Raw genomic sequence first — 26498 nt, forward strand, 5'->3', positions numbered from 1 at the left:
CGGCTAGCGTAGGTGAGGTGCGGGGAATCATGCCATTGAAGGTGCTTGAGATGTTCGCGTCTGCCAGCAACCGTGCCGTCGGTGCGGACCTCGGCGCGCCTGGGCTCTGAGCCTCGGGATGGGGCGTGCGCCCGCTCGCCATGCGCGTGAATGCGCGGCGCGAGGGGCGACCAGGCAGGCGTCTTGTTTCAGCGAGGGACTACGCGGACGGCTGTCGCCACTCCGGCCGTCGCCGCGCGTAGAGCACGAAGGGCACGGCGGCCAGGGTGAACACCAATCCCCCCAGCCGCGCGACATAGGCGAGGGGGTTCTTCACCCCGAGCTGCTCGGGCGGCACGAAGCCCACGATGAAGGCCAGGGCGCAGGACACGATTCCCACCCAGGCGAGAAATGGCAGGGCGGGCGCCCGGTACCCCCGCGGGATGTCTGGACGCGAGCGGCGCAGCTTAAACGCCGACACGAACATGAACCCATACATCGGGATGTAGAGCTGCGTCGTCATCGCATCGAGCGCCCAGTAGACCTGATTGACGTCCTTCGCGACGAAGAACACCAGCGTGAGCAACGTCACCAGCACCGCCTGCGTGCCCAGGAGCGCCGTCGGGGTGCCATGGAGGTTGGTGCGCTGGAAGAACGGTGGCAGCAATCCCTTGCGCCCCACCAACAACAGGCTGTGATTGGGGCCGAGCATCCACGTCAGCACCGAGCCCAGCGTGGCGAGCACGAACAGCAGCGCGATGACCGGCGTCAGCCACCGCAAGCCATACGCGGCCAGGTAGGTCTCGAACGCCTGGGTGAGCCCCGCGCTCAAATCCAGCTTCTCGCGCCGGACGGCCACGGCGACCCCCAGGGTAGCAAACACGAAGATGAGCGTCGCGAGTAACGCCATCACCGCCATGGCTTTCGGATATCCGTGGCGCGCATCACGCATCTCCCGGACGTGCACCGCGCTCACCTCCACGCCGCCGTAGGCCAGGATGTTGCCCACCACCAGCACCAGCCCTCCGATGCCGGACCACCGCGGTAGGACGTGACGCGCATCCAGCGGCGTGGCCGACGCATGGCCTCCGAGGAGGTATCCCCCCATCAGCACCGTCAGCAGCACCGTGGGGAACACGATGCCGAGCACCACGCTCCACACGGAGAAGCGCGAGGCGTGACGGACGCCGTGCATGGCCACCGCCGCGCACAGCCCGAAGCCCGCCAGCACGAAGGCGCCATTGAACGGGCCGCTGCGCGCCAGCTCCGGCGACACGACGAACGCGAGGTTGCCCGCCGCGAACGACAGCAGCAGCGGATAGAAGATGACGTTCTGCACCCACTGCTGCCATGCGGCGCAGAACGCCCACTTCTCACCCAGCGCCTCGTGCACCCACGTGAAGACACCTCCGGGCCAGGTGCTTCCCAGCTCGGCGGCGACGAAGGCCGCGGGCAGCAGGAACACCAGCGTGGGGATGAGGTACAGCACCACCGAGCCCAGGCCGTACTCAGCCATCGCCGCGACATTGGTCAGGTCGATGACGGCCGAGGCCGACAGCAGCCCCATCGCCGGCCAGCGCATCCCCTGACCAGGGCGCCTCTCGGGGGGATGGGGAGACGGCCCTGTCATGTCGGTCAACCTCTGGACAGGGAGTTCCCAATGACGCTGCCGTGCGTCAAGGGTGCCACCTCGCACGACGTGCTCGATTGAATGTCCGACCCACCGCGATGGGGTGTGCAGCGCGTTGCCTCGCACCCCGGGCCGTCCCGAGCGTTGGCTGTCATTCCTTTTTCCGCGCCACCCTCGACGCGTGTTCCTCTAGGCTGCCCGGCCATGCATTCGACGGTGAGCGCGCTCCTCGACGAAGTCAGCACCTCCTCCGGCGTGAAAGGGGTGCTCGCGCGCGTCGAGCGTCTGGGCGAGCAGGGTGACTTCGAGACGCTGGTGGCGCTCGCCGCTGGACTGGAGGCGCGCCAGGAGTCCACGCCCTCCGAAGAGCGCTGGCGTCTGCATTCCGTCTCCGACCGGGTGGAAGAAGTGCTTGCCCGGAACACGCGTCTCGAGAGCGCCCTGGCCTTGCTGGAGCTCGCACGCCAGCCTCGCGACTCGAGCTTCCAGGGACGGCACTCCTCCTCGCGGCGGGCGAGGGACTTCGCCCACCTGCTGGCTTCCCATCGTTCCGCCGCGACGTTCGTCGAACTGCTCGCGCGACGTCAGGGCCACGAGGACCTCACGGAGTTGTTCGCGTGCACGGTGCAGGAGCTCGTCCTTCGCGGCGTGGCATTGGACAAGGAGCCCTTGGTGCGCGAGCTGTGGGCGACGCTCGCCGACCAGGAGCATCCGCTGGCGGTCCTTCCCTTGACGCGCATGCCCTGGGAAGCCGCGCTGGGGCGGGAGCCGGGCGTCGACGACCTCGCCTCCGCGGTGGGCTCCCTCTCCGCGGCCATGTCCCGCGCGTCGGGCGAGGACGACGAGGACGAGATGACCACGCCCAACGTCAAGCTGGTGGTGCGTGACGAGCCCGTGCCTCACGCGCTCGCCGCCGTCATCTCCGGACGGGGTGATGATGGCTTTCCCAGCCAGGTCGAGCAGCGCGTGTTGAAGCTGCGCCCCGCGCTTCCCCTGGCCCCACCCGACAGCATCACCTCGCTGCTCGTCGACCTGGACCTGGAGCTGCTGCGCGGCGATTCGCCCGTGGACTGTGAGCGGACGAATCCCGATGAACTGGTGCCGGAGCTGTTCTCGCTGGCGGCCCTGGGCGCGCGCGGATGGCAGGGCGCGGAGGGCGCGGCGTACGGCCGGCTCGCGCTGTGGCGCACGCTGGCGGGGCTCAGTGGCTTCGACGCACCGCTGGAGGCCGCGGCGCTGTCGGCCCGACTGAAGCTCTGCAGGTGGTACCGGTTCCAGGTGCCACCGCATCAGTCCATGGGCGGAGCCACGCGCCTGGGTGTCGCCTGTCTGCGTCCCGGGGGCACGTCGCTCGCGCTGCTCGCGGTGCGTGACGAACCCGAGGCCCCGTAGGGTCGCGTGCCGTGAAGTCCGGCGCCTCCCATCAGAGGTCCATCCATGAGTCAGGTTTGAAGGTGATGGACACGGCCTCGCGGGCTACGGACGGGACGAGCAAGTAGTCCTCTTCGGTCTCCAGACCCATGCGCTCCGCGAGTCGGGCCAGCGCAACCCCTTCGACACAGAGTCGCCCCGCTGTTGCCAGGACCTCGGGGGCCACGCCCCCTTCTTCCTCGAGTTGGTCCTGCTGGTCCTTCCATTCCGAGAGATAGCTCGCGAGGGCGTCGTTGAAGCGCTCCGAACTCGACTCTTGGAGGGCGATGCAGACCTCCAGCCTCAGGTCCTCGGAGCCCTTCAGGACCGTCCTGTAGCGCTTCAGCAGGGACTCACCCGTCTCGGGGGAGGCATCGAGGAAGAACCGCTGCATGAGGAACTCGACGAAGAGGAAGTCCTCCTCGTATTCCACTCCGCGTGCCCAGATGCGTTTCGAGAGGCGCGCGATGTCCAAGGCCCCCTGAAAGTCTCCAGCGGCGATGGCGTCGAAGAACGGTGGTGATTGCCCGGTCCGTTTCTCCTTCTCGCTGGCGTGACGGAGCCACGCGGCATATGCGCGCCCGCTCTGGTGCAACCGCAGCACGAACTCGTCCGCGAGCCCCGTCATCAACAGCTCCCCGATTCCCGCGATGCGGAAGTTCTGACAGAAGCCGAGGATGCGATGGCGCCCCACCGGGTCCGACGTCATTTCCGGAAGCAGGTCGAGGTTCTCGTTGAGCGCATTTCCGACGTAGATGAGAAGGTACCGCGAACTCATGGCTGTCCCCCTTCCGGGGTTCGCAGGACGATGCCGCCCACGTCACCGGAGTCGGAGCTGGAGAGCACGAGGGAGAGGGGCTCGGCGCCCTGGAGTGAATCCCGAGAACGGAGCGCGAGACAGATACCCAGCGCTCCGCTGGCCGCGCCGACATCACCGACCGAGTTGCAGGGCAGATGCCATTGGGACAGGTCCATGCGTTGGCCCAGGTTCACTCGAACGTGTCCCCACTCTTGCGCCCTCCAGGTCTCACCATTGAGGTCGTTGTAGAGGTCTCCACGGAAGGTCGCTGATGGCGCCGTCTCGTCCAGGAGCCGCTGGGTGCATCGGGTGAGGGCGCGTCCTCGCTGGATGCGTGGAAGCTGCTCCGGCTCCTGGTCCGTGGCCACGGTGAGGACCTGGCCCAGGGGGCGGGCGGTCCTTCGCCGCGCGCTGGGCTCCGTCTCGAACAGGAGGGCCACCCCCGCCTCTCCTGGGGCGAATCCCACGGACTGCTCCTCCGTTTTCAGGCGGCCGTTCTCCAGAAGCCCCTCGAGCCGTAGCCCGTCGATATAGGAGTCCACCGCGATGAGCAGCAGTCGCTCCAGCTCTCGCGCCGCGAATTGCCGCATGCCCGACTGCAGCGCCAGGGCGGTTCCCGCGTGTCCTCGGGCGAGCAACCGCACGTTGCTCGAGGGGATGGCGACTCCCAGCGTCGAAACGAACGGTTCAAGGAACTCGTCCTGGATGCGAGCCAGGGCCTGTCCGTCCTCCGTGAGGAGGGTCTGGTCATCCAGCTCCCCGACAACGAGCACCAATCCCGTCGACTCCCAGAAGCGCGGGCTCGCTCCCTCGGAGGTCAGGCCCGAAGACATCAAGTCCTGGACGCTGCCTCGCGCCAGTCGCATCCATCGTCCCAGCAGGCTGAAGCCCTCCGTATAGCCATGGACGGGATGGGACTGGATGCCGATGAGTTCCTGGGTCTCTGGTTCGACGATGTTGAGCGCGTTGACTCGACGAGGGCGTGCGATGCCCGCGTGGATGGCCGCGCAGGTGGCCGCGACACCGCGTCCCACGGAGGTGATGGCACCCGCGCCTGTAATCACGGTGGGCGTCAATGCGCGTTGCCCCCGGCCCATACCTCGAACGAACTGGACCCAAAGCCCATGGGGCGAGGAAGGAAGGCTCTGACCTGCTGTCGTTGTGTCCTGGCCCACGCCTGGGTCTCAATCCAGCACGTGCCGCCGCTGCGCACGGCCAGCTCCCACGCCAGGCCGGGTCTGCGCGTCATGGGCACTTCCAGCAGCGCCTGAAGCGCGGTTGTTGGAGTCCAAGGTCTCCCCCAGATGTAGCGGCCGCCCGATGCGAATCGTGAGCGCTCCTGGTGCCACCACCGGTCGACGGCATCGGCGCGGACCTGCCCCTCGGGGAGTACGGGGCCAGGAAGGAAGGAGGCGTCCGGGAGGCCCTCGTCCTTCGGCTCGAGGGGTGCCTCGGGCTCCGCTGCGTCTTCCTCCTCGAGGGGCGTCAGGTAGGTCTCCAGGGGGATGCCTGTCATGAGGCGGAAGGCCTCGGCCGCCAGCGCATCCGCGCTGGCGCGCACGTGACCAAGAGCCGCCTCTATCGCCTCGCTTCGTCCACTGTGCGCCAGGGCCCACAGTGCTTCTGAACGAGTCGCTGGCTCCCGGGCCCGCACGAGCAACCGCTCCACGCTCTTCTTGTCCCCGCACATCGCGAGGGCGGTGAGCGGAGTGCGCCCAGGCGTGCCGTCAAGGGCGCGCGCGGTGGGCGGGATGCACCCACGGACGAGGCCGACCTCGAGGGCGGCATTTCGACAGCGAGCGTTCGACGCGCGGAGACCGTGGCCGACCCAGGTCGCCACCACGGCGTCTGGCGAATGCCGCGCGGCCCGAATGGCCGCTGCGAGCAGCTCGGGAGACTCCGGCGGTGGCAGCCGCGCCAGAAAGAAGGAGACGTCGTTGCGCCGAAGGCGCAGGGTTTCAAGCAGGACCGCCTGGAACTCCGGTTCGGCACCGGGCAGCGCCTCGCGCAGCAGCCCGTCGATTTCCGTGCTGGCACAGAGGGTGAGGGCCTGGGCCTGAAGAAGTTGTTCTTCGGCGGGTGCCTGTTCGAGATGCTGAAGCACGCGATGCCCCCACCGGGCGACATCCAGGGTCAGCAGCGCGTAGGTCGCCACGGTACGAACCCAGACATCCTCTGCTTCGAGCTGGGGCACCAGGAGCCGCTCGGCGACCATCGTGCCTCCCGCATGCAGACCCGCGATGTGTGCGAGCAAGCGGCGCTCTTCGCCATCGGCGAGCTCGGAGAGGTCATGGTCCGGGGCTCGCAACGTGCGCTGTCTCTGCCGCCAGAAGAACGCCGCTTCGTCCAGGTGTTCCTGGACGACACTCCAGACGATGGGGGGACGGCGCGGATGGCTGGGGGACATGGGGAAGAGGGTGGGCCGCGTTCAGTGGGCGTGCTCAACGGCTGTCGCTGAACTCAAGCTCCTCCACGATGACGTTCGTAAGGGCCCGTTTCTTCATCTCACGAATCAGCTCCACTCCCAGGACGTAGGAGGTGATGTCCCTGTCAATGCGGAAGAATTGGGGGGCCTCCTTCATCTTCGCGCGGTCCAGGACATGCTCTTCGACATCGAGGATTTCGTCGGGTGTGTCATCGCTCCAGCCGATGTCACTGGCCTTGAAGTCCAGGCAGTCGAAAGTGCCCAGGGGATTGATGAGGAAGTAGTCGTCGCTGTGGGGCCGGCCGCGGTGGTCGATCAGCGTGAAGGGAAGGAACTCGACGGTGTCCTTGGGACAATGTGCTTCGACGGCTTCCTTGAAGGCGGTTGAGCCCACGATGCAGTTGAAGGAGTTGGCCAGGAAGTCCGTCAACTCGATGCCCTTGTATTTCTTGCTCAGGGCGATGAGCGGCTTCTTGGGATACACAGGTGAAAGGCGCTCTCCTCCAGCGGGCCGCCAGCGCTCATCCTCGATGCCTTTGACAAAGGTATCGAGGAAACAGAGGTCCTTGTTGTCTGCGCCCAGCAGGTCCAGCAGGAAGAATCGCTGAGAGTTGGTGGCGGCCTTGGCGCCGCGGGCGGTCTTAGACATCGAGCGCCCCTATGTCATTGTTGGGATTGATGTCGTTCAAAGAGACGTCGTCCTGGGTCCCCCAGAGGCTCTTGCCCAGTTGCTTGATTTTGGTGCGCAGACTCTTGGAGAGGTACTCAAGCTTCTGCTTGACGGGCTTGTATTTGATCTTCTGCTGGTGCTTGCTCTTGGACTTAAGAACGGGGTCGAAGAACTTGCTGAGCTTGCCTTCGACGTGCTGGCTGTAGCGGGGGTGGTCCCGGTGGCTGGGGGACCCCAGGTGCTTGGGAAGCCGCAGCGCCTTGGCGACCTCGGCGGCCATGGGGAGGATGAACATGTTGACCTTGTGGTTGAGGTTGTAGCCTTCACCCAGGAGCCCTCTTCGGACGACCAGCTGCATCTTGTAACCGTTGGGTTTACCCGCGCCCACGCTGGCGACAGCCGTCTTGAGCTGGCTGTGGGGGATGATGTGGTGCGCCTCGAACCAGTACGGCGCGTTGCAGCTTCGCTGGAAGTTGGCGGAGGTCTCCGATACGTCCCAGGCTCCCTTCGTGGGAACACGCACCTTCTGCTTCTCCCAGCGCTTCTCGCCCTTGGCCGCCTTTCGCTGGCGAATCAAGACGAGGTTCTTCTTCCCTGCGCCAACGGACTTGTACTTGTCCCAGTTGTAGACCGTGCGCTCATCCAGCGCTTGTTTGTAGGCCTGGAACCGATAGCTGCACGATTGCTGGGCGTAGGAGCTATAGGGCGCGAGGCAACGCCCGCCCTCGGTGGTCTTCTTGGCCCGGACGTGCTTGTCCTCCAGGTTCAGGTCGTTCGATTCGTGCTTCGACGTGGGCATAAAGGCCCCTCAGTTGATCTGCACCTTGCCACCACGGATGCGCTGGACCTCTTCGGCATCGGTGCGGATGTTGACGCCCTTGAGCAGCACCTCTCCGTTGCGTTTGAGGACCAGGGTCGCCTTGCCACAACGCAGAACGACCTCGTCACGGCCCTCGATGACCACCCGTCGACCGTCGACCCTGGCCTCGGTGGGAAGCTCCTCGAGGGGCTCGGCCAGAAGGGCATCCGTCAGAGGGGTCTCACTGGAGGACTGCAACAGCCCGATGAGCAACGGTCGCGCCGGGTCTCCACCTTCGAACAGGAGGACGGCTTCCTGCCGGAGCGCCACGGCTTGTTTCTGGGCCGCGTCATCCAGGGAAACGGTGGTGCGAGCGGCGAGCGGCCCCAGGGGGTTGTCTGGAAAGTCCACCAGCAGCCTCCCTCGCCCTGCTTCTCCCACCACCCAGCCAAGTCTGCTCTCGCGGATGGGATTCTCCACCGGGAGAGGTGGGCGTGGCGCGGGCTTCTTCTTGCCGTTGTCCATGGCGGGCCCGTGCTCCTAGATTTCTTCCTCGCAGACCACACACTCTGGAGGCTCTTCACGACCGCCCAGGGCGACGACGGGGCCCTGCATCAGGGGGACAGGAGGCGTGTTCTTGTCGTTGTGGAGCATCAAGTCGAAGGCACGCGCCACGTTCTTCCCCTCGAATTGGACATCGAAAGAGAAGTTGACGAACTCCGCCTTGCCCTTGGTCTTGCTGGAGGCCACGCCGCCACCGGCTGTCCCCGCTTCGTCGCCGGTGCTTGTCTTGAAGTTGGAGTCCTTCACACAAACGGGGTTTCCACCCACTGACACCTTTTTGGTGCCCTTGTCCGTGTCCGAGGACTGGGCAACATTGGGGTAGGGAATGGGAACGGGCCCGGCGGGACCGGGGGTCTTGCATACATCAGGGAAGGCCACCGTGACACCGCCACTGTCCTTGGTCACTACGCTCAGCTTGTTGACCCCGGTATTGACAGGCATGGCACTCCTCCTGAAATGAAAGCCTACCCGATTTGGACGTCACACGGGCGTGTTCCTGCGCTTCCACAGGAGGAAGGCGCGCTTCGACAAGCGCCCCTCCGGGTCCTTGGAATGGATGGGCTGCACGAATTGCTCGCGCATCAGCTCCCCGGAGATGAAACCCACCGGACCGCTGCCCGTCGGGTGGTCCATGTCCCGGTTCCTGTCGACGACGTCCTCGAAGAACCGCAGGCCGTCCTCCGAGTCCTCGGCGAACCCCTGGTAGACGAGGAACCTCCACGCCTCCTCGGGATTCCCGTTGAAGTCGACGGCGTGCAGGGCAGCGGTGAGCCTGTCCCAATGGCGCGGAAGAATCATGGTGATGGGGGCGAAGCATAGCCGACGTCCTGGCGCCCGCGCTCACGTGACTCTGTTCACCATCCAGCAGCGACGCTTTCCCCTCCGCCGGGGCTGCCTTATGACGGGTGTCTGGCACCCGGAGGAGGTTGTTCGCGCGGATGGTGGAATACATCGACCAGCTCATTGGAGCGCTCGGCCCGCTGGGGCTGCTGGTGCTGGGGCTGGCGGCGGCGCTGGAGTACGTCGTTCCACCCTTCCCCGGGGACACCATCACCTTGCTGGGGGGCGTGTACGCGGTGCGCGGCTCGCAACCGTGGCTGCTCGTGTTCCTCGTCGTGACGGCGGGCAGCGTGGTGGGCGCGGCCATCAACTACATGGTGGGCCACTGGCTGGCGGGGCGCTTCGATGCGCACCCGGGCCGCAGCTACTTCGGCATCACCCACGCGCGCCTGGAGGAGGTGCAGTCCCGGATGCGGCGCAACGGGCCGTGGCTTCTCCTGGCCAATCGCTTCCTGCCGGGCATCCGAGGCCTCATCTTCGTCGCCGCGGGCGCCGCGCGCATGCCTCGCGTCAACGTCCTGGGCCTGGGCGCGGTGTCGGCCATGGCGCACACGGGCCTGGTGCTCGCGCTGGGTGTGGCGGTGGGCGGCAACCTCGAGAAGCTGACGGCGCTGATGAGCCGCTACCAGTACGCGGTGGTGGGCCTGGTGGTGGTGGGAGTCGTGGCGGTGCTGGTGCGCATGTTCGCTCGGCGACGGGCGCCCGCCCCCGGGCCGTGAGTCCATGGGCGGACTGCCTTCCACGCCGACATTGCGTGGCCCCGGTCCGGCGCGGTTGAGTCACCTCCATGGCCTCGCGCATCCACCCAGGGACTTCGTTGCTCGTCGCGCTCGTGCTGTCCGTGGCGGGTTGCCGCTGTGGAGATGACCCGGGCGTGGGCGGCGCGCGCCAGGGCTTCCGTCCCCAGGAGGAGGCCGTCGACTTCGGTCGCGCGCTGGAGGGCTCGCTGACGCGTCGTCAGGTGACGTTGGTGGCGACCGGGCGCGCCAGCGTCGCGGTGAAGGCCTCCTCGGACTCGCCCTTCACGGTGGACGTCGCCGAGGTGACGGTGCCGGGCAGTGGCACCATCGCGGTCGACGTGGACTTCTTCGCGGGCAACGGCGCGGCGGAGGGCACACTGACGCTGACGGGCGCGGGACGCACGGAGACCGTGCGCCTCACGGGGCTCGGCGTGAGGCCGCTCAACTGCGTCCCCTCTGGACCCTGTTTCGAATCGAGTTTCGACCTGGCCACCGGCACCTGCGTGGAGCGGGCGCTCGGAGACGGCGCCACCTGCATCCCCACCAGTCGCTGCCAGACGAACGGCCGCTGCGAGTCGGGCGCGTGCGTGGGCGCCCAGCGCTCGTGTGACGATGACAATCCGTGCACGGTGGATGGGTGCTCGCCCACGCTGGGGTGTGTGACGTCGCCCGTCGCGTGTCCGGTGCCGAAGAACCCGTGCAAGGTGGGCGTGTGCGACCGCGATGACGGCTGCGAGGAGGTGGACGCGCAGGACTTCATTCCGTGCGGGCCGGTGGACTGCAAGCAGTCCAACCTGTGCTTCAGGGGCTCGTGTCAGGAGTTGCCCACGCCGGATGGCATGGTCTGCGCGCCCGCCACCGCGTGCCAGGGTGAAGGCACCTGTCAGGATGGCAGGTGCGAGAAGCCCGACGCGGGAGACCTTCCGGTCGACTTCAGCCAGGACCTGGGCGGCGAGCCCGTGGGCCAGCCCGCGTTGCTCGTCCAGGAGGGCGCGCTGTTCACCTCGGTGTGCGGTGGTGACGCGGGCTGCCGGCTCGTCTCCTTCACGCAGGGCGGCCTCTTGCGCTACGAGTCGCCCTATCCCGACGGAGGCTCCCGCACCCTGCTGGCCGCGTCGGATGCGGGCGTGGTGGTGCTCGCTCCGGAAGGGCTGGAGTCCTATGCCCCTCGCGGGCCCGGCGCTCGACAGTGGGAGGCCTCGTGGGAGTCCATGGGCGCTGACGCGGACGCGGGCGCGTGGGTGGGGCATGTCGCGGCGGGGCAGGTCGCGCTGAACTCGAGCGGAGAGGTCATCGCGCACGTGGCCTGGGGAGGCATGCCGGAGGTGGACCCGGACGGCGGCGTGGGGCCTCTTCCGGCGCCCAGCCGCGAGCGCTGGGTCTGGCTCTCCGGACGTGGTGAGGACGCGGGCTCCCTCGTGCGCGCGGGGCCCGTCGAGCCGTGGAGTGGGGAGGCTCGCGTCGTCGTCGACATGGAGGACACCGCGTTCCGCTTCACGGGGAGCCAGCGATTGGAGCGCGCGGACCTGTCGCCGGACGGAGGTACGGAGGTGTCCATCACCTCGCTCGGGAAGGATGGCGGCGTGGCGCAAGGCCTCGCGTCGCTCGCGGTGGCGGGAGGCCGACTGATGGTGGGCGCGCGCGAGTTCTACGTGGCGGATGGCGGCTCCCAACAGGCCGTGGATTGGGACGCGGGCACGCGCGCGTTGACGCCGCTGGCCGAGCCCGCGCTGCTCACGGCGGGGGGAACCCCGGGCTATCTGTTCGCTCAATCGTGCGACCGCGCGGATGGCCTGCCGTGTACGCCCGAGGAGCAGCGCACGGTGCTGCGCGCGGTGGACTCGGAGACGGGGCAGGTGTCGTGGGAGGTGGATGTGCTGCCCTTCGCGACGGAGCCCGGAGCGCTGCATGACGCGGCGCTGATTCACGGCGGCGCGGTGGGCGTGCTCTCGGACACGGAGCGGCCGGATGGGCGGCAGGTGTGGCTCCAGCTCTTCGCGCAGGGACAGAAGTTGATGATGTGTCCGCTGCCGGGCCGCCCGACGGTGGTGGCGGGCGCGTCCTTCTTCGAGGACAAGCTGCTCGTCGTGCTGGAGCGCGACGGGGTGTGGAAGCTGGAGTCCTACGGAATGGGACCCGGCATCCAGGTGGAGCCGCGCGGCTGGCCCCAGCGACACGGCACGCCGGGAGCGACGCGGCGCGAGTCGCCGTGAGTCACTCGGAGCTGTTCGGGTCCACCCACAGGTCCTCGTAGCGGACCTGCGGTGGCGTCTGGTGCAGGCGCAGGCCCTGCACCGTGGAGCTGGCCGCCGCGTGGACTCGCTCGTGGTACAGCGGGATGAGCGGACAGTCGTCGCGGAAGAGGTGCTCGGCGCGCACGTAGAGCTGCTGACGCAACCCCGGGTCGATGGACACGCGCGCCTCGGCGGTGATGCGGTCCAGCTCCGGGTTGCGGTAGCCCAGCGGGTACACCGTCTGCGCGCTGGAGTGCAGCAGGAAGTAGAGGAACGTGTCGGGGTCCGGGAAGTCCGCCAGCCACAGCGTGCGGAAGGCCGGCACCCGTCCCTCGCGCAGCCGCGCCGAGTACTCCTCCGGCGCCATCTCCACGTGCTTCAACTCCAACAGGCCCGCCTGCAACAAGGGGCGGAAGAGCACCGCGTCCTCGGCCGACGTGTCCCGGCCCGCCGGGTGGTGCAGCGTGAGCCGCAGCCGGCGCAGGCCCGCGTCGCGCAACAACTGCTCGGCCAGCGCCACGTCGGGCGCGGGCGCGGGCCCCACCTCCGTGCCGCCCATCAGCTCCGGCGGAGTCAACGTGCGCGCCACTCGGGCGCCCGGGTGGAACTGCTCCACCGCGCCGACGATGTCCATGCCCGCGCGCAGCGCGCGTCGCACCCGCACGTCGTCATAGGGCGGCTCGCGCAGGTTGAGGGCCACGAAGGCGGTGGAGGGCGTGGTGCTGGCCAGCACCTGGAAGGACTCCAGGCCCGGCACCTCCACGTGCTCGGCGGAGAGGAAGGACACCAGGTCCGCGGCGCCCTCGCGCAGCCGCGTCATCGCCTCCTGCCGCGAATTCACCAACTGGAACTCCAGCCGGTCCAACAGCGGCGTGCCGGTGCGCCAGTAGGATGGATTGCGCTCCATCACCACGCGCTCCGGCTCCAGCGACATGACGCGGAAGGGTCCGGTGCCCACCAGCCTGCCATTCGAGTCCACGCGCGCCACCGCCGTGGGCGTCAGCGCCATCAGGTGCAGGAAGAACGCCTTGGGCTCGCGCAGCCGGATTTCCAGCGTGGCGTCGTCCAGCGCCTCGATTCCAGACACCTCGCGCGCAAGGCCCGACGTGTACTCGGGCGCGCCCTCCACGTCCTCCAGCAGGCTGCGGTCCGGAGAGCGCACCGCCGGGTCCAGGAGCCGCTCCAGGTGGCGCTTCACGTCGCCCGCCGTCAGCAACGCGCCGTCGTGGAAGGTGACGCCCCGGCGCAGATAGAAGCGGTAGCGGCGCGCGGAGGGGTCCGCGTCCCAGCGCTCGGCCAGGTCCGGCTCCAGCCCGCCGTCCTCCAGGCGCACCAGTCCGGAGAACGCGCACGCGGTCAGCTCCGAGAGCTGGTTCTCCACGCTGAACAGCGGGTCCACCGCCTGGCGATTTCGCAGCGAGGCCGCCTGGTGCAGCACCACGCGCAGCATGCCGCCCGTGCGCGGCTCTGGCAGCCGGAAGCGGAACACCTCCGTCTCCAGACCCAGCGCCTCGTGGCCCAACTGGTCCACCGTGCGCGTCAGTCCATCGCCGATGCGGATGACCCGGCGCGCATCCTCGCGCACCTGCGCCACCTCCTCGCGAATGGACGAGTCCGCCTTGGTGAGCACCACGTTGGCGGTGCGCAGCTCTTCAATCGCCGCGCTCAGGCGCACCACCGACTCCGACAAGTCGCGGCCCGTGCGCGCCTGGTCCTCCGCCTTCTGCGAGGCGCCATGGCCCACGCGGGCCATCTCCTGCGTCTGCCGCACCAGCTCGCGCGCGTGGCCGGACTGCTCAATCGCCATGCGCGTGACGTCTTCCACTCGGCGGGCCACGCGGCGGCTGGCTTCCACCACCGTGGCGCCCTGGGCCTCCAGGCGCTGCGTCTCCATCACCGTGGCCTCCACGGCGCTGAAGGTGCGCTGGGTAATCGAGCGAATCTCCACCAGCGCCTCGGACGCGCGGTCTCCCAGGGCCACGCCCGCGGTGGCCTGCTCGCGGCCCTCGTGCACCAGCGTCACCGCCGTCACCACCGCGTCGCGCACACCGGTCACCATGGCCGCGATTTCGCGTGTGGAGCGCGTGGTGCGCTCGGCCAGGTTGCGAATCTCGTTGGCCACCACGCCGAAGGGCCGGCCGTGCACACCCGCCTGCGCGGCGATGATGGCGGCGTTGAGGGCGAGCAGGTTCGTCTGGTCGGCAATCTCCTGGATGACGTCGACGATGCGGCCAATCTCCGCCGAGCGCGAGCCCAGCGTGCCCATCAGCTCCGCGGCCTTCCGGACGGTCTCCTCCACCCGGTACATGCCCTTCACGCTGTCGGCCACCAGCACTTCGCCGCGCTCGGCCGTCGCCGTCACCGCGAGCGCCAATTGGTTCGTCTCGCTGGCGCGGCGGCGCACGGAGTCGATGCCGCCCTCCACCAGCGCCACGAAGTTCTCGGCCTCGCCCGCGAAGCGCGCCAGCTCGTCACCGGACGAGGCGATGTTGGCCAGCCGCTCGCTCATCGCCTGCATCAGCGCCGTGGTGTGATTGGCGAAGTCGTTCACCTGCGACAGCGACTCCACCACCTGCTCCAGCCGCTCGGTCATCTCCAGGAGCGCGCCCGTCGTGTCGACTGCGAACACCTCCAACTGGTGCACGCGCTTGCCCACCACCTGGAGGCTGCCGCCCATGCCGCTGACGGAGTGCAGCGTGCGCTCCACCGCGCCGCCCTGACGCCGAGCCGCCTCCAGCAGCATGCGGGCCTGCTCGCTCACGTCCGTGCTGGTGCGGTGCAGGTTCGCCGTCACCCGCTGCACCTGGGACAGGGCGCGGCGCAGCGAAAGCACCAGGCGGCGCACGTCCTCGTGTCCCTCGTACTTGTGCCCGCCCGTGGTGGTGAGGTCGCCCTCCGCCAGCCGGGCCATGACGCGCCGACGCGCCAGCCGCCGCAGCGCCGCCCAGCGGAACCACGCCAGATATCCGCCCGTCAGGTACAGCACGGGAGTGGCCACCAGGAGCGCCAGCCAGGAGGACGCCACCATCCGCTGGCCGCTCAACTGGAGGACGCCCCCCAACACGAGCGCGGACAGCAGGCCGGCCGCGAGGCCGAACGCGAAGAGGTACCGTTTGGCGCCCATGGAACGACCGAGGCTACCCCGCCTTCTCGCGCCGGTCCGCAAAACGCCGCAGACTGCGAAGCCCCGTGTCCGTCCTGCTCGCCCTCCTTGTCCTCGCGCTCCCCGTCAATCCAGCCAGCCCAGAAAATGAGGGCGGCTCCCGTCCTCCTCGGGGCGAAGAGACGCGCTTCGTCTTCTCCTGGCGCGGGGTGCCGGTGGGCACGGTGACGTTGACGCGAGCCGCCGGGCGTTTCACGTATCAGAGCCGTCACCTGCACACGCGAGGAGGCGAGTACGGGGAGCGTCGGCGCGAGGTGACGGTGGAGGTGGACGCGGCGGGTCGGCTGGCCGGCCGGGCGGTGGTGCCCCAGGCGCTGTGGTTGTGGCGAGGGCCTCCCGCGCCGGGCTGCGTGACGGGGCGCGAGGAGCTGTCCGGCCGTGAGGGCCCTCACTGCGTCACGGGCGGCGCGGCGCCGTGGGTGGAGGGCACGCTGCTCGGGGCCCCCTTCCGGGCGCGCTACGACTCGGGCGGGCGCATGGACGTGCTGGAGGTGGGCGAGTCGCGCTTCACCGTGGCGGCGCCGGGCGAGCGGCTGCGCGCCCCGCCGGACCTCTTCGCCCAGGGGCTGCCCGTGGAGGGCGAGACGGGGGCGCTGGCCCTGGTGCCGCCACTGGAGGTGCCCTCACGACTGGAGGGCATGACGCCCTGGACGGTGGGGGCGGCGCGGGCCCTGGCGGCGCGGGTGCACGCGGCGTTTCCCGAGAAGGGGCCCGGCGCGGCCGACTGGAGCGAGGACGGTGCGGGCGAGGCGGGAGGCTGCCTGGCGCACGCGCTGCGCTTCGCGGCCTGGGCTCGGGAGAAGGGCGTGAAGGTGGCCCTGGTGCACGGGCTGCTCGTGGTGGACGGCGAGCCGGCGCGGCCTCACGCGTGGGTGCGCGTGGCGCTGGTGGGCGGGGGCACGCTGGAATTGGACCCCACGTCGTTGGATGACGTCCGAGCGGACACGCACCTGCCGGTGGCGCTGGAGGACGCGCGCGGCCCGGCGCTGGAGGCCGGGGCGCGGTGGCTGTCGCTCCTGCGCGGGACGCACCGGGTGGTGCGCCGACGGTGAGGCTCGCGGGGCCGAGCTACTCGAAGGGGATGATGGACAGCTTCGCGCCCGCGTCGGCGCCGAGGATTTCCTTGGCGCGGGCGGGCAGGTAGGCCACCTGGTTGTCGAGCCGCGCCTGGCAGCGCACCGAGCGGAATCGGTTGCGACCGGACTCACGCTCGAAGGCGACGAGGATGTCGTCTCCCTCCAGCTCGAAGTCCTCGTCCGCCAGCTTCACGGTGCGGTACTTGCGCACCAGCGACACGTCCGCGGTGTTGGCCTCGAAGTGCGGTCCGCCGTCGAAGGGGTCGATGCGCTCCACGTACCGGAAGCCGATGCGCTCCAGCATGCGCTGCACACCGCGCGTCTGCGGCCCCACCTCGCCGAGCACCTTCTGCACCCGGTCCGGGAAGAGCGACGCGTAGATGTCCGACGCGGGGAACAGCTCCTTGATGAACTCCTTGTTCTGCCGGCTGAGGCGGTCCGCCTCCAGGTACGTCAGGCCGGTGAACTTCTTGCCGCACGCCTCCCACAAGAGGCTTCGTCCGTCGGGGAGCAGGGGCGGCAGGAGCTCCGCCAGCACGCGCGGGCGGAAGAGCCGCCGGTGCATGGCGAGGAAGAGGAAGCGCACGTAGGACAGCTGCTTGCCGGGCTTGTCCGGCGTGGCCCGGTAGGGCGGGTCCACCACGAGGCCACCGATTTCGGTGGGGCCCTCGTAGTTGTAGGCGATGGACAGCACCTTGTGCCGCAGGTGCCGCTCCAGGGAGGCGGAGTAGTGCTCCCGCTCGCTCACCTCGTAATAGATGTGCGGCGCCTCGTACGTCCCGTGCTGGGCGATGATCATCGACGTGCCGATGATGAGCCCGTTGCGCACGTCCTCCAGGACGAAGAGGTACTCCCGCTCGAAGGGGTTCTTCACCTTCCCGGCGAAGCTCTTCACCGACTTGTCGATGATGTTCTCGAGCGTCTCCTCGTTGTTCGGCAGGTTCACCGTGTTGAGCACGGCGGCGAGCCGCTTGAGGCCGGCCAGGTCGGTCTTCTGGACGTCACGCAGGACAAGCATGGGTGCACCCGGGACGCCCCTGAATGGGCGCCGGAAGGGGTGGGGACCATACACCACACCACCTCACCGCGGTCAGCTCACGCTCGCTTGTTTCCTTGTATGACGCGTTGAGTCATTAGGTGAACTGTCCGCCCTGGCAGGCGCGCGTGGCCCTCTGGAGGGGCTCGCGGGGTGAAACATTTATCAAACGTCCAACCCCTTGTCTGGAAGCTCGCCCTGTTGTCAGGCGAGTGGGAACAACCCGAGGGGGGAATGAAGCCTGGAAGGGTTTCGGCTACGGTGCGTCGACCGTTTGGCTTCAAACCTTCGCAAGGACGCGTGCCATTGAGAGTCTTTGTTCCTGGATTGCTTGCGATGTGGATGGTTCCCAGCCTGGCGTTCGCTGGAGTCGTCTGGCGCGGCGACTTCGAGACGGGCAACCGCTCACAGTACTCAGGCGAGCAGGTGGTCAGCTCCGACCGCCTGCTGGTGGTGACGAACCCGGTGGCGGAGGGCAAGTACGCGCTCAAGGTCACGGTGAAGCAGGGCGACGACCCCATCAACTCCAGCGGCAATCGCAATGAGCTCGTGTACCAGGGGCGGGAGAAGGAGGGCTCCGAGTACTACTACCGCTGGAAGGTGATGTTCGCGACGGACTTCCCCAGCGTGGACACGTGGCAGCTCTTCACGCAGTGGCACCACGACGGGTGCTGCGGCTCACCGCCGCTGGAGTTCTACGTGCGCGGGGAGGAGCTGCGCATGGCGCTCAACTCCGACTCCACCATTCCGTGGCGCGGCAAGCTCCAGCGTGGCGTGTGGCACGAGTTCATCCTGCACGTGAAGTGGTCCGCCAAGGCGAGCACGGGCTTCGTGGAGCTGTGGCACAACAAGGAGAAGGTGCTGGCGAAGCGGAGCGCCGCGACGATGTACGCGGGCCAGAACAACTACCTGAAGCTGGGCCTGTATCGCAGCGACACGGTGAAGCCGGTGGGCGTGCTGTACCACGATGGTTTCATCCAGGCGACGACGCTGGCGGACGTGCTGGACACGACGCCCACTCCCACGCCGGACGCGGGCACGCCGACGGATGCGGGCGCCCCGACGACGGATGCGGGGACGCCTGCCGTGGACGCGGGGTCGAACCCGGAGCCGGAGGAGCCCACGGACGCGGGAACCCAGCCAGGGCGCGATGCGGGCACGTTGCCGGAGGAAGGCCCCGGTGGCGTGCTGCCTCCCTCGGGCGTGTCACCCGACAGCTCGGACGCGGAGGCCGCGGGCTGCAACAGCGCTGGCGGACCCCTCATGGGGCTCGCGCTCCTGGGATTGATGGGACTGGCGCTCGTGCGTCGTCGTCGCTCCTGAGCGCCCCTCGTCACCGCGCGGTCTGGAAGGGACTCGTGCCCTCGAAGTGCTCGAGGGCGCGAGCCTTTCTCCTCACAGCTCCTGGGCCAGCTCACGCTTGAGCTGGAGCTGGGCCTCCTGACGCCGAGCCTCCTGGTCCCGCGCCTCCTGGCTTTGCGAGGCCTCCTGGAGGTAGGGCTTCAGCCGGCGGCTTTCGTACTGGAGGCCGAGCGCGCGGCTGTGGGGGTGCTGTCGTGCCATCAACTGGAGCGCGGTCTCCGAGTTCTTCCACGCCATCTCAATCACGAAGTCATGCTGGGCCTCGAAGACATCCTCGCGAGCGCTCGCCAGGACTCTCTGGCGCTCGGCTTCGGCCTCCCAGTCCATGCCGCTCCCGTGCTTCAGGGTGCTGGCAAGCTCGACGACCGCGGTGGTGAGGTGGAGGACTTCGAGCGTCTGGACGAATCGGGTCGCGGTGATGGCCGTGTCCTCATGGGAGATGGGGGCGCCGTACTTCAACTCCAGCAGCTCCGAGAGCCACTCGACGTGCCCGCGCACGTGCGTCATGGGTTCGAACTGGATGTTCACGCCCGCCAGCTTTTCGCGGGCGAAGAGGAACTCCACGGCGGCGGGCGCCTCGGTGACGTGGGTGCGGACCTGGAGGCTTCCCTGGGGCGTCACCCAGGCCTCGGGATAGAGGGCGCGCACCTCATCGGGCGACATGCCCCACCGCGTCTCCTGGAACCCGTCCTGACTGCGGTAGGTCTCCACTTCCTTCAACTCGAACGCCTCGTTCGAGGCCCGGATGGCGTCGCGGCGTTCGAGCAGCGCCTGGTGACGCGCGCCTCCGCAGGCGGTGGTGAAGAGGCTCAAGAGGAGAAGGCCGGAGACATGACGCGACATGGTGGGCTCCCACGGCAGAGAACTCCTCCTCGACCGTCCCGGGGGTTCGGATATTCAATGCCTCGTTCACTTCGCGTGGCGGCTCGTGGAGGCCCCGTGGCGGGCCCGTCGTGTTTATTGACAGGTATCTGTCACAATGACAACTTGTTGCGCATGGCGAAACACACGGCGGCGGGGTCGGCCTTCACGGACCTGGTGCTCGAAATCTTCCGGAGCAACGGTTTGCTGCTGGCCGCGGGCGAGCGGCTCTCCGCGCCGTCCGGGCTCACGAGCGCGCGCTGGCAGGTGCTGGGCGTGGTGGACCATGAGCCGACGCCGGTGGCGAACGTGGCGCGCACCATTGGATTGACGCGGCAGAGCGTGCAGCAGACAGCGGATGCGCTGGAGGCCGAGGGGCTGGTCGAGTACCAGGAGAACCCGCACCATCGCCGGGCCAAGTTGATTGCCCTGACGACGAAGGGGCGCGAGCGGCTGCGCGAGGTGGAGGCGCGCCAGCTGGCGTGGGCGAACAAGGTGGGAGGCCGGGTGTCCATGGCATCGCTGAAGACCGCGCTGACGACGCTCCAGGAGGTTCGCGAGGCACTGGAGCAGGACGCTGACGTGGAACAATCACACGCACGGTGAATACCGCATGGGTGCGTGCGTCATCAGGCGCATGCCCGACATCTTGCGCAGCACGGTGCTGACCGCACTGCTGGCCACGTCCGCGACGGCGTGGGCCGAAACCCCTGTGTCTCCCAAGACGACGGTGTCCCCGGCGCCGTTGATTGCCCTCGCCCCTGGAAAGGTCCTCTACATCGACACGGAGGGCTCTCGAACGCTCGCGGACTGCGAACAGGTGCGGGAGCACCGGATGCTGGGGGGACCCGACAAGGGCAAGTTGTTTCGGGAGACAGAGCCGTGCTCGATCTGGTTCCTCGCCGTGCATCCGCCCACGGGGCGCTGGGCGATGACTGTCTCCATCATGGGTGACATCTCGTCGACCCGTCTGGTGAGCGTGACGCTGTCGGGCCGGAAGGTCGACGTGCCCACCGACAAGGCGGGGCGCGCCAAGGGAGGACACATGCTCGTGATGGGGGACCTGGAGGGCGTCGTGGCCATCACCCCGGGAGTTCCGGCGCAATGGACCAGCAACCATGTCCAGCACTCGCAGCGTCCCGAGCAGTTCACAGCCGACGGTTCTCGCGTGCTCGTCGCCAATGGGACGGTGACCACGGCGGACTGGTGGAGCTGGAGCTTCGGGCCCAGGCCCGAGGGCCTTCACGTGTTGCCCACGCAGGTGACGGACACCGCGAGCAACGACCTGGTCCTGGGAGAGTCGCGCACGGTGATGAGGCACGAGCGCGGGGGCGTGCGCGTCGCCACGCTGGACCCCACGGGCACGAAGCCCTGGAAGCTCGGGCCACCTCTGAAGCAGAAGCGGAAGGGACTCCTGTCGCCCATGGTGCTGGGGGACTCGATGGTGTTCTACCGCGAAGGGGTGTTCGATGAGGGAGGCTGCGACGAGTCGAATCCCGCCACCTATCGTCGCCTCGACCTGCGCACCGGTCAGGAAAAGGTCTGGGGGACCCACGACACCTATTGCAGCGGCGGCGAACTCCTGGAGGCGAGCGCGCGGCGCAAGACGGCGTACTTCATCCAGAGCAATTACTTCTCCACGGGCGTCTCCAAACTGTACGAGTACTCGCTCGACCGGGATGAGGTCCGTGAGTTGAAGGCTGACGGCATGGAGGGGGTGCACGACATCAGCGAGGATGGGAGAAGGCTCGTCCTGCGCGCGAGGGGTGGGGTCATCGGCGTGTACGACAACGACACGGACGAGTTCGCCTGGTTGACGGGCCTTGAGAAGGTCACGGACGCGGGGCTGCTCGACCTGCGCTGATGCAGCGTGCAAGTCGAGCCACACGTCGCGACGGAGGCTTACCAGCCGTGGCGGTCGAGCCAGCCCTGGAGGGCGCGGGCGATGTCGTCCGGTGCGTCCTCCGGCGCGTGGTGTCCCGCCGGGCGGAGCGGAACGATTTCGAGGCCTGGGAGGGATTTGCGTGCCCACTCGATGACCGCGGGTGCGCTGAGACCGGCGTCGCCGAAGGTCAGCAGGAGTGCCGGCTTCGCGGACGGCTGCGCGAGCCACGCGTCATAGCGCTCGACGACGGCGACGACGTCGGCCGGCTCGCCGTCGATGGGAATCTCTCGCGGCCACTGAAGCATGGGGCGCCGTGACGCGGCGTCGGGGTAGGGCGCGTAATAGGCCTCGCGGGCGCTCTCGGTGAGGCCCGTCTTGATGCCATGGCCGAGCGAGCGCACGAGGAACTGGTTCTGCTCGAGCACCAGCTTCTCTCCGACGCCGGGCGTGCGCAGCGCGCGGAACATCTGCTCACCCTCGGGCGACCAGTCGCTCCAGTGCATCGGTCGGAGGAACGTCTCGAAGACCACGACGCCTCGCACGCGGTCCGGATGTCGTGAAGCCCAGTCGAGGGCGAGCACGCCACCCCAGTCGTAGCCGACGAGCACGACGTCGCGCAGGTCGAGCGCGTCGAACCAGGCGTCGAGATACCGCGCGTGGTCCCCGAAGCGATAGGCGATGTCGGGCTTGCCGGAGCTCCCCATCCCGATGAGGTCGGGCGCGAGGCAGCGGCTCCGGCCAGCGAGCTGTGGAATCACGTTGCGCCACACGTACGAGGACGTGGGGTTTCCGTGCAGGAACACGATGGGCGAGCCGGCTCCTTCCTCACGGTAGGAGATGAAGGAGTCGAGGACAGGAACCTGGTGGGTGGAGGACATGGGCGTACGTTGGGGAGCGATGGGTGGAGAGGCGTGGCACGCGATGAGCGCACCGGTGAGGAGCCAGCCGAGCAGTCTGTGCATGCGCCCAATATGCGGCTGGGGACACCTCCCTGGTCGTGATGATTCGTGAGCAGTAACCTCACGTTTCATGAGCATTCAGATAGGGGCCATCGACCTCAATCTCCTCCTGGTCCTCCACACCGTGCTCTCCGAGCGCAGCGTGGTCCGCGCGTCCGAGCGGCTCCATGTCACCCCGTCGGCCATCAGCAACAGCCTGGCCCGGCTCCGCGTCCTGCTCGGAGACCCGCTCGTGACTCGCAAGGGGCGGGGCATCGTCCCCACGCCGAGAGCGCTCGCGCTGGCTCCCGCGATTGGACGCGGGCTTCGGGAGATGGAGCTCGCGCTCCATGAAGTCCCTTTCGAGCCGCTGCGGTGCAAGCAGACCTTCACCCTGGCCGCCGCGGATGCGGGACAGCTCACGTGGGTGCCACGCATCGCGGCGCTGGTGAGGAAGGAACTGCCGAATGCGCACCTGCGCGTGGTCGGTATCGATTCCCTCGTCTCACTGGGCGACCTGGGGTCGGGGCAGGTGGATCTCCACCTGGGCGTCGCGGGACAGGGGACGGGCCTGCATACCGAGCCGTTGTTGATGGAGCGCACCGTGCTCGTGGCGCGCCGGGGGCACCCCGTGCTGGGCAAGCGACTGTCTGCGCGGGCGCTGGGCGGACTGCGGCATGTCCGCGTGGAGATGGTGCCGGGAAAGAGCTTCCGTGACGCCGTCGGTGCCGCCTATGCGCGCGCGGGCATCCCACGAGAGGTCGTCATGACGGTGCCCTCGTTCACGGCCGCGGCGGCGGTCGTCTCCTCGACCGAGCTGGTCGCGACGGTGCCAGAGTCACTCGTGGTGGAGCAGGGGGCGCGCTTCACGGTGCAGACGGTCGACGCACCCTATCCCTCGCACTCCGTCAGAATCTCGATGTGCTGGCACGAGCGCACCCAATTGGACCCAGCGGCGCGCTCCTTCCGCGAGCTGGTGCGAAAGGGGGTCCTGGCCAGGTGAAGAGGACCGCGCGGGAGCAGGATGCCGACCCGAGGCTGCTCGACCTGCGCTGAATCGGCCCGTGCACGCCAGCGTTCGAGATGCTGGCGTGCGGGCGGACAGTGCGCGGTGCTCTATCGCTGTCCCGACTCCAGGCCCGGGCGGTCATCGAAGAGCTGGACCCAGCGCCCGTCGAAGCCACCGTTCGTCGGCGAGTACCACGCGCCCGGCAGCCAGAAGCCGTGCTCCACGCCGTCCTTCGAGTCCGTGAAGCCCGTGTGCACGAAGTAGTCGTGCTGCCACCAGAAGGCCCCTGGCGACGTGCCGTAGCCACTCGCGCTCGCCCGCGTCCGGCCGCGTGAGTCCGCCACGCTGCTGGCGTAGGCGTTGTCGTGGAACTCGCTGGAGCCACCGCCGCCGAAGTCGGAGGCGCTGTCGTTCAGCTCGAAGGTGCCGAGCAGCCACTTCTTCGCGATGTAGCCCTCACGGTCATCCTCGTTCTCGATGTCGCGCGTCTGCGGGAAGAAGCGCTGCATCCCCGCGCTCACCTCCGCCTGGCCCGCTTCGTTGACGATGGGGCTCTCCAGCCAGAAGTCGATGGGGGACGTGTCCTTCCAGTGCGTCGCGTAGCCACCGTATTGCCAGTGCGTGGGCAGGATGTCCGCCAGGTCCTGGAGCTCGTAGGTGATGCGCTTCACGTTGGGCCAGGTGATGGTCTTCCCGTTGTCGTAGCGGCTGGCCAGCGCGTCCGCCGTCGCATACGTGAGCGCTTGCGCGCCGAACGCCGCCACCGCGTCCGCCGAGCCCTCCGGCACGAAGGCATAGTGCACGTTCTTCTTGCCGTCGTTGTTGACCCCGGCCTCCGCCTTGCCCGCGCTCGCCATGCGGCCCGCGAAGAACGAGTAGGGGTCCGTGCAGAACCGCAGCTCCTGCCCGTGCGCCGCCGCCAGCTTGTCGGACCACTCCGCCTGCCAGATGAGCAGGTGCTTGCCCGTGGCCGTCTGCATGAAGTTGAGGTCCACGTGCCCCGCGCGGCGCACGACGTTGCGCTTGTGCTGCGTCACCACCGCGTAGGCCACGGTCTCTCCGCTGCCCGGATTGCCGACGACGTTCTGGACGAGCATCTCCACCCGCTCCCAGTCGTGGAGCTGGTAGTCCCCGGCCGCGTTCTTATCGAGCGCGTGATACACGTGGTAGATGAGGACGAGGTTCTTTCCTCCGTCCATGAACTCGATGAGCGACGTGTACAGCGTCGGGCGGACGCGCCAGCCGGACCAGGCGCTGGGTCCCGTGCGAGACGCGTCGATGTACTGGGGGATTTGCTTCCAGTTCAGCTTGTTGTTCGAGAAGTTCCCATCCCGGTCGAAGTCGAAGTTCGTCACCCAGTCGTAGCCGTGCCGGCCGTCGTTCCCGTTGCCTCGCTTGAGGACGACGGGCGCGTAGTACTGGAGGAACGCCTGTCGCTGCGCGGTCGTCAGCGACCAGGCCTGCGCCTGGGCCTGTGAGGGCCAGCACAGCGCGGCGAAGGTCAGCGCGAGCACTCCGTACAGGCCGAGCCCTCGATTCAATCGACACATCGGTGCACGTCTCGTGGTGTCTGGGGTCATGCCCCCGAGCAAACCATGACTCTTTCCATAACAATGTGAGGAAAACGTGAATAAGTCTTTTTCCTGAAAAGAGGGTGACCTGCGTCGCTTGAAGCTTCACGAGGCCCATGCCAGGAACCGCGCATGCGCGACGACTCGACGGGTAGTGATGGAGGCGTGCCCCACTTGAGCCCGGAGGAGTTCCGGAAGCTCGGTCACCGGATGGTGGACTGGATTGCCGACTATCAGGCGCGGCTGGAGTCCTTCCCCGTGCGCTCGCAGGTGGCGCCCGGTGGCGTCGCGTCGAAGCTGCCCGCGCATCCCCCCGAGGAGGGGCTCGCCGGTGAGTCCGGCTGGGAGGACATCTTCAAGGACCTGGAGGACATCATCCTGCCGGGGCTCACGCATTGGCAGTCACCGTCCTTCTTCGCGTACTTCCCCGCGAATGCCTCCGGGCCCGCCGTGCTCGGAGAGCTGCTGTCCGCGGGTCTGGGTGTGCAGGGCATGCTCTGGTCCACCAGTCCCGCGGCGACGGAGCTGGAGACGCGGGTGCTCGACTGGCTCGCGGAGCTGACGGGCCTGCCCGACGACTTCCGCTCCACCTCCGCCACCGGAGGCAGCGTCATCCAGGGAACCGCGAGCGAGGCCACGCTCGTCGCCATGGTGGCCGCGCGTGAGCGAGCCCGTCGTCACGGCGCACCGGCTGACTCCGAGTGGGTGGCCTATGCGTCCACGCAGGCGCACTCCTCCGTGCTCAAGGCGGCCATGTTGTGTGGAGTGGCGCATGGCGCCGAGGACACGACGCATGTGCGGCTCATCGAGACGGACTCGCGCCATGCGCTGCGTGTCGATGTGCTGGAGCGCGCCATCCATGAGGACCTGTCCGCCGGGCGCCAGCCGTTCTTCGTGTGCGCCACGGTGGGGAGCACGTCTTCCGGCGCGGTGGACCCCGTGCGCGCGGTGGGTGAGGTGTTGTCCCGCACGGGTGTGAGCGCAGCGGGCGGCTGGTTGCATGTCGATGCCGCATGGGCGGGCTCGGCGATGGTGTGTCCGGAGCATCGCGGCTTGCTCGATGGCGTGGAGGTCGTCGACTCGCTCGCCTTCAATCCGCACAAGTGGCTGCTCACCAACTTCGACTGCAATGCCTTCTACATGCGGGACAGGAAGGCGCTGCTCGATGCGCTCAGCGTGACGCCGGAGTACCTGCGCAACGCCGCGAGCGCGAGCGGCGCCGTCGTCGACTACCGAGACTGGCAGGTGCCACTGGGTCGCCGCTTCCGCGCGCTGAAGCTCTGGTTCGTGCTGCGTCACTATGGCGCGCGAGGACTGCGGGCCCACATCCGTGAGCACGTGCGGCTGGGCGAGTGCTTCGAGTCCTGGGTGTCCGAGGACGCGCGCTTCGAGGTGGCCGTGCCTCGTTCCTTGTCGCTGGTGTGCTTCCGCTTGAAGCCTCTTTCTGGAGAGACACCCCAGGCCACCGACGCGCGCAATCGGGAGCTGCTGGAGCGGGTGAATGCCT

General features: G+C 68.3%; 23 protein-coding genes. 9 read left to right on the plus strand and 14 right to left on the minus strand.

The window, feature by feature from the left end; genetic code table 11:
• Window positions 1–199: 199 nt before the first annotated feature.
• The gene (locus tag G4D83_RS33485) at window positions 200–1561 is read right to left on the minus strand and encodes an amino acid permease (RefSeq protein WP_163868943.1); all 1362 of its coding nucleotides are present in this window, start codon (window positions 1559–1561) and stop codon (window positions 200–202) included.
• A 252-nt stretch (window positions 1562–1813) separates the two neighbouring features.
• Between G4D83_RS33485 and G4D83_RS33490 the strand changes: the two genes are divergently transcribed.
• The gene (locus G4D83_RS33490; protein WP_163868944.1) at window positions 1814–3001 is read left to right on the plus strand and encodes a DUF6183 family protein; all 1188 of its coding nucleotides are present in this window, start codon (window positions 1814–1816) and stop codon (window positions 2999–3001) included.
• Between the two features lie 31 nt (window positions 3002–3032).
• Here the strand turns inward: G4D83_RS33490 and G4D83_RS33495 are convergent, their stop codons facing one another.
• Genes G4D83_RS33495 through G4D83_RS33530 form a run of 8 tightly spaced genes read right to left on the minus strand, consistent with a single transcriptional unit; the run spans window position 3033 to window position 9074 of the window.
• Window positions 3033–3797, minus strand: coding sequence for an Imm49 family immunity protein (locus tag G4D83_RS33495; RefSeq protein WP_163868945.1), 765 nt, complete (start codon window positions 3795–3797; stop codon window positions 3033–3035).
• Window positions 3794–4915, minus strand: a complete 1122-nt coding sequence (locus G4D83_RS33500) for a hypothetical protein (RefSeq protein WP_163868946.1) — start codon at window positions 4913–4915, stop codon at window positions 3794–3796. Before G4D83_RS33500 ends, G4D83_RS33495 begins: the two co-directional genes overlap by 4 nt.
• Window positions 4891–6225 carry a hypothetical protein gene (locus G4D83_RS33505; protein WP_163868947.1) on the minus strand — a complete coding sequence of 445 codons (1335 nt, stop codon included), beginning with the start codon at window positions 6223–6225 and terminating at the stop codon, window positions 4891–4893. The genes G4D83_RS33500 and G4D83_RS33505 overlap by 25 nt, the downstream gene beginning before the upstream one ends.
• 34 nt (window positions 6226–6259) lie before the next feature.
• Window positions 6260–6892: an imm11 family protein gene (locus tag G4D83_RS33510; RefSeq protein WP_163868948.1), complete on the minus strand. Its 633-nt coding sequence runs from the start codon at window positions 6890–6892 to the stop codon at window positions 6260–6262.
• The gene (locus tag G4D83_RS33515) at window positions 6885–7712 is read right to left on the minus strand and encodes an AHH domain-containing protein (protein ID WP_163868949.1); all 828 of its coding nucleotides are present in this window, start codon (window positions 7710–7712) and stop codon (window positions 6885–6887) included. Before G4D83_RS33515 ends, G4D83_RS33510 begins: the two co-directional genes overlap by 8 nt.
• Before the next feature lie 9 nt (window positions 7713–7721).
• Complete coding sequence (locus G4D83_RS33520; protein WP_163868950.1) at window positions 7722–8237, minus strand: DUF6484 domain-containing protein; 516 nt, start codon at window positions 8235–8237, stop codon at window positions 7722–7724.
• A gap of 15 nt (window positions 8238–8252) precedes the next feature.
• Window positions 8253–8717: a DUF4150 domain-containing protein gene (locus G4D83_RS33525; protein ID WP_163868951.1), complete on the minus strand. Its 465-nt coding sequence runs from the start codon at window positions 8715–8717 to the stop codon at window positions 8253–8255.
• A 39-nt stretch (window positions 8718–8756) separates the two neighbouring features.
• The gene (locus G4D83_RS33530; protein WP_163868952.1) at window positions 8757–9074 is read right to left on the minus strand and encodes a hypothetical protein; all 318 of its coding nucleotides are present in this window, start codon (window positions 9072–9074) and stop codon (window positions 8757–8759) included.
• A 140-nt stretch (window positions 9075–9214) separates the two neighbouring features.
• On the opposite strand from G4D83_RS33530, the gene G4D83_RS33535 reads away from it, so the two are divergent.
• On the plus strand, window positions 9215–9835 hold the full coding sequence (locus tag G4D83_RS33535) for a DedA family protein (protein ID WP_163868953.1): 621 nt from the start codon (window positions 9215–9217) through the stop codon (window positions 9833–9835).
• A 68-nt stretch (window positions 9836–9903) separates the two neighbouring features.
• Window positions 9904–12069, plus strand: a complete 2166-nt coding sequence (locus G4D83_RS33540) for a hypothetical protein (RefSeq protein WP_163868954.1) — start codon at window positions 9904–9906, stop codon at window positions 12067–12069.
• Window position 12070: 1 nt separating this feature from the next.
• Here G4D83_RS33540 and G4D83_RS33545 read toward each other — a convergent pair whose 3' ends face one another.
• Complete coding sequence (locus G4D83_RS33545; protein ID WP_163868955.1) at window positions 12071–15214, minus strand: ABC transporter substrate-binding protein; 3144 nt, start codon at window positions 15212–15214, stop codon at window positions 12071–12073.
• 65 nt (window positions 15215–15279) lie between these two features.
• Between G4D83_RS33545 and G4D83_RS33550 the strand changes: the two genes are divergently transcribed.
• Window positions 15280–16305: a lasso peptide biosynthesis protein gene (locus G4D83_RS33550; protein ID WP_163868956.1), complete on the plus strand. Its 1026-nt coding sequence runs from the start codon at window positions 15280–15282 to the stop codon at window positions 16303–16305.
• Window positions 16306–16321: 16 nt separating this feature from the next.
• Here G4D83_RS33550 and G4D83_RS33555 read toward each other — a convergent pair whose 3' ends face one another.
• A complete protein-coding gene (locus G4D83_RS33555; RefSeq protein ID WP_163868957.1) occupies window positions 16322–17347 on the minus strand; it encodes an arginine N-succinyltransferase in 1026 nt (341 codons plus the stop codon).
• A 354-nt stretch (window positions 17348–17701) separates the two neighbouring features.
• Here G4D83_RS33555 and G4D83_RS33560 point away from each other — a divergent pair, with 354 nt between their 5' ends.
• Window positions 17702–18688, plus strand: coding sequence for a polysaccharide lyase family 20 protein (locus G4D83_RS33560; RefSeq protein WP_205522780.1), 987 nt, complete (start codon window positions 17702–17704; stop codon window positions 18686–18688).
• A 72-nt stretch (window positions 18689–18760) separates the two neighbouring features.
• On the opposite strand, the gene G4D83_RS33565 is transcribed toward G4D83_RS33560, so the two are convergent.
• Entirely contained in the window at window positions 18761–19570 is an 810-nt protein-coding gene (locus G4D83_RS33565) for a hypothetical protein (RefSeq protein WP_163868959.1), read from the minus strand.
• Window positions 19571–19723: 153 nt separating this feature from the next.
• Between G4D83_RS33565 and G4D83_RS33570 the strand changes: the two genes are divergently transcribed.
• Both G4D83_RS33570 and G4D83_RS33575 read left to right on the plus strand, forming a co-directional pair.
• Window positions 19724–20194: a MarR family winged helix-turn-helix transcriptional regulator gene (locus G4D83_RS33570; RefSeq protein ID WP_163868960.1), complete on the plus strand. Its 471-nt coding sequence runs from the start codon at window positions 19724–19726 to the stop codon at window positions 20192–20194.
• 31 nt (window positions 20195–20225) lie between these two features.
• Window positions 20226–21452 (plus strand): hypothetical protein, encoded by a 1227-nt coding sequence (locus G4D83_RS33575; protein WP_163868961.1) that lies wholly within the window; start codon window positions 20226–20228, stop codon window positions 21450–21452.
• A gap of 38 nt (window positions 21453–21490) precedes the next feature.
• Here G4D83_RS33575 and G4D83_RS33580 read toward each other — a convergent pair whose 3' ends face one another.
• Complete coding sequence (locus G4D83_RS33580; protein WP_163868962.1) at window positions 21491–22435, minus strand: haloalkane dehalogenase; 945 nt, start codon at window positions 22433–22435, stop codon at window positions 21491–21493.
• A gap of 67 nt (window positions 22436–22502) precedes the next feature.
• On the opposite strand from G4D83_RS33580, the gene G4D83_RS33585 reads away from it, so the two are divergent.
• On the plus strand, window positions 22503–23414 hold the full coding sequence (locus G4D83_RS33585; protein ID WP_163868963.1) for a LysR family transcriptional regulator: 912 nt from the start codon (window positions 22503–22505) through the stop codon (window positions 23412–23414).
• Window positions 23415–23527: 113 nt separating this feature from the next.
• Here G4D83_RS33585 and G4D83_RS33590 read toward each other — a convergent pair whose 3' ends face one another.
• Window positions 23528–24970, minus strand: coding sequence for a hypothetical protein (locus G4D83_RS33590; protein WP_240356887.1), 1443 nt, complete (start codon window positions 24968–24970; stop codon window positions 23528–23530).
• Between the two features lie 153 nt (window positions 24971–25123).
• On the opposite strand from G4D83_RS33590, the gene G4D83_RS33595 reads away from it, so the two are divergent.
• On the plus strand, window positions 25124–26498 hold a 1375-nt coding region (locus tag G4D83_RS33595; protein WP_163868965.1), incomplete at its 3' end, for a pyridoxal-dependent decarboxylase.

This window comes from Myxococcus eversor (assembly GCF_010894455.1).
GTDB lineage: Bacteria > Myxococcota > Myxococcia > Myxococcales > Myxococcaceae > Myxococcus > Myxococcus eversor.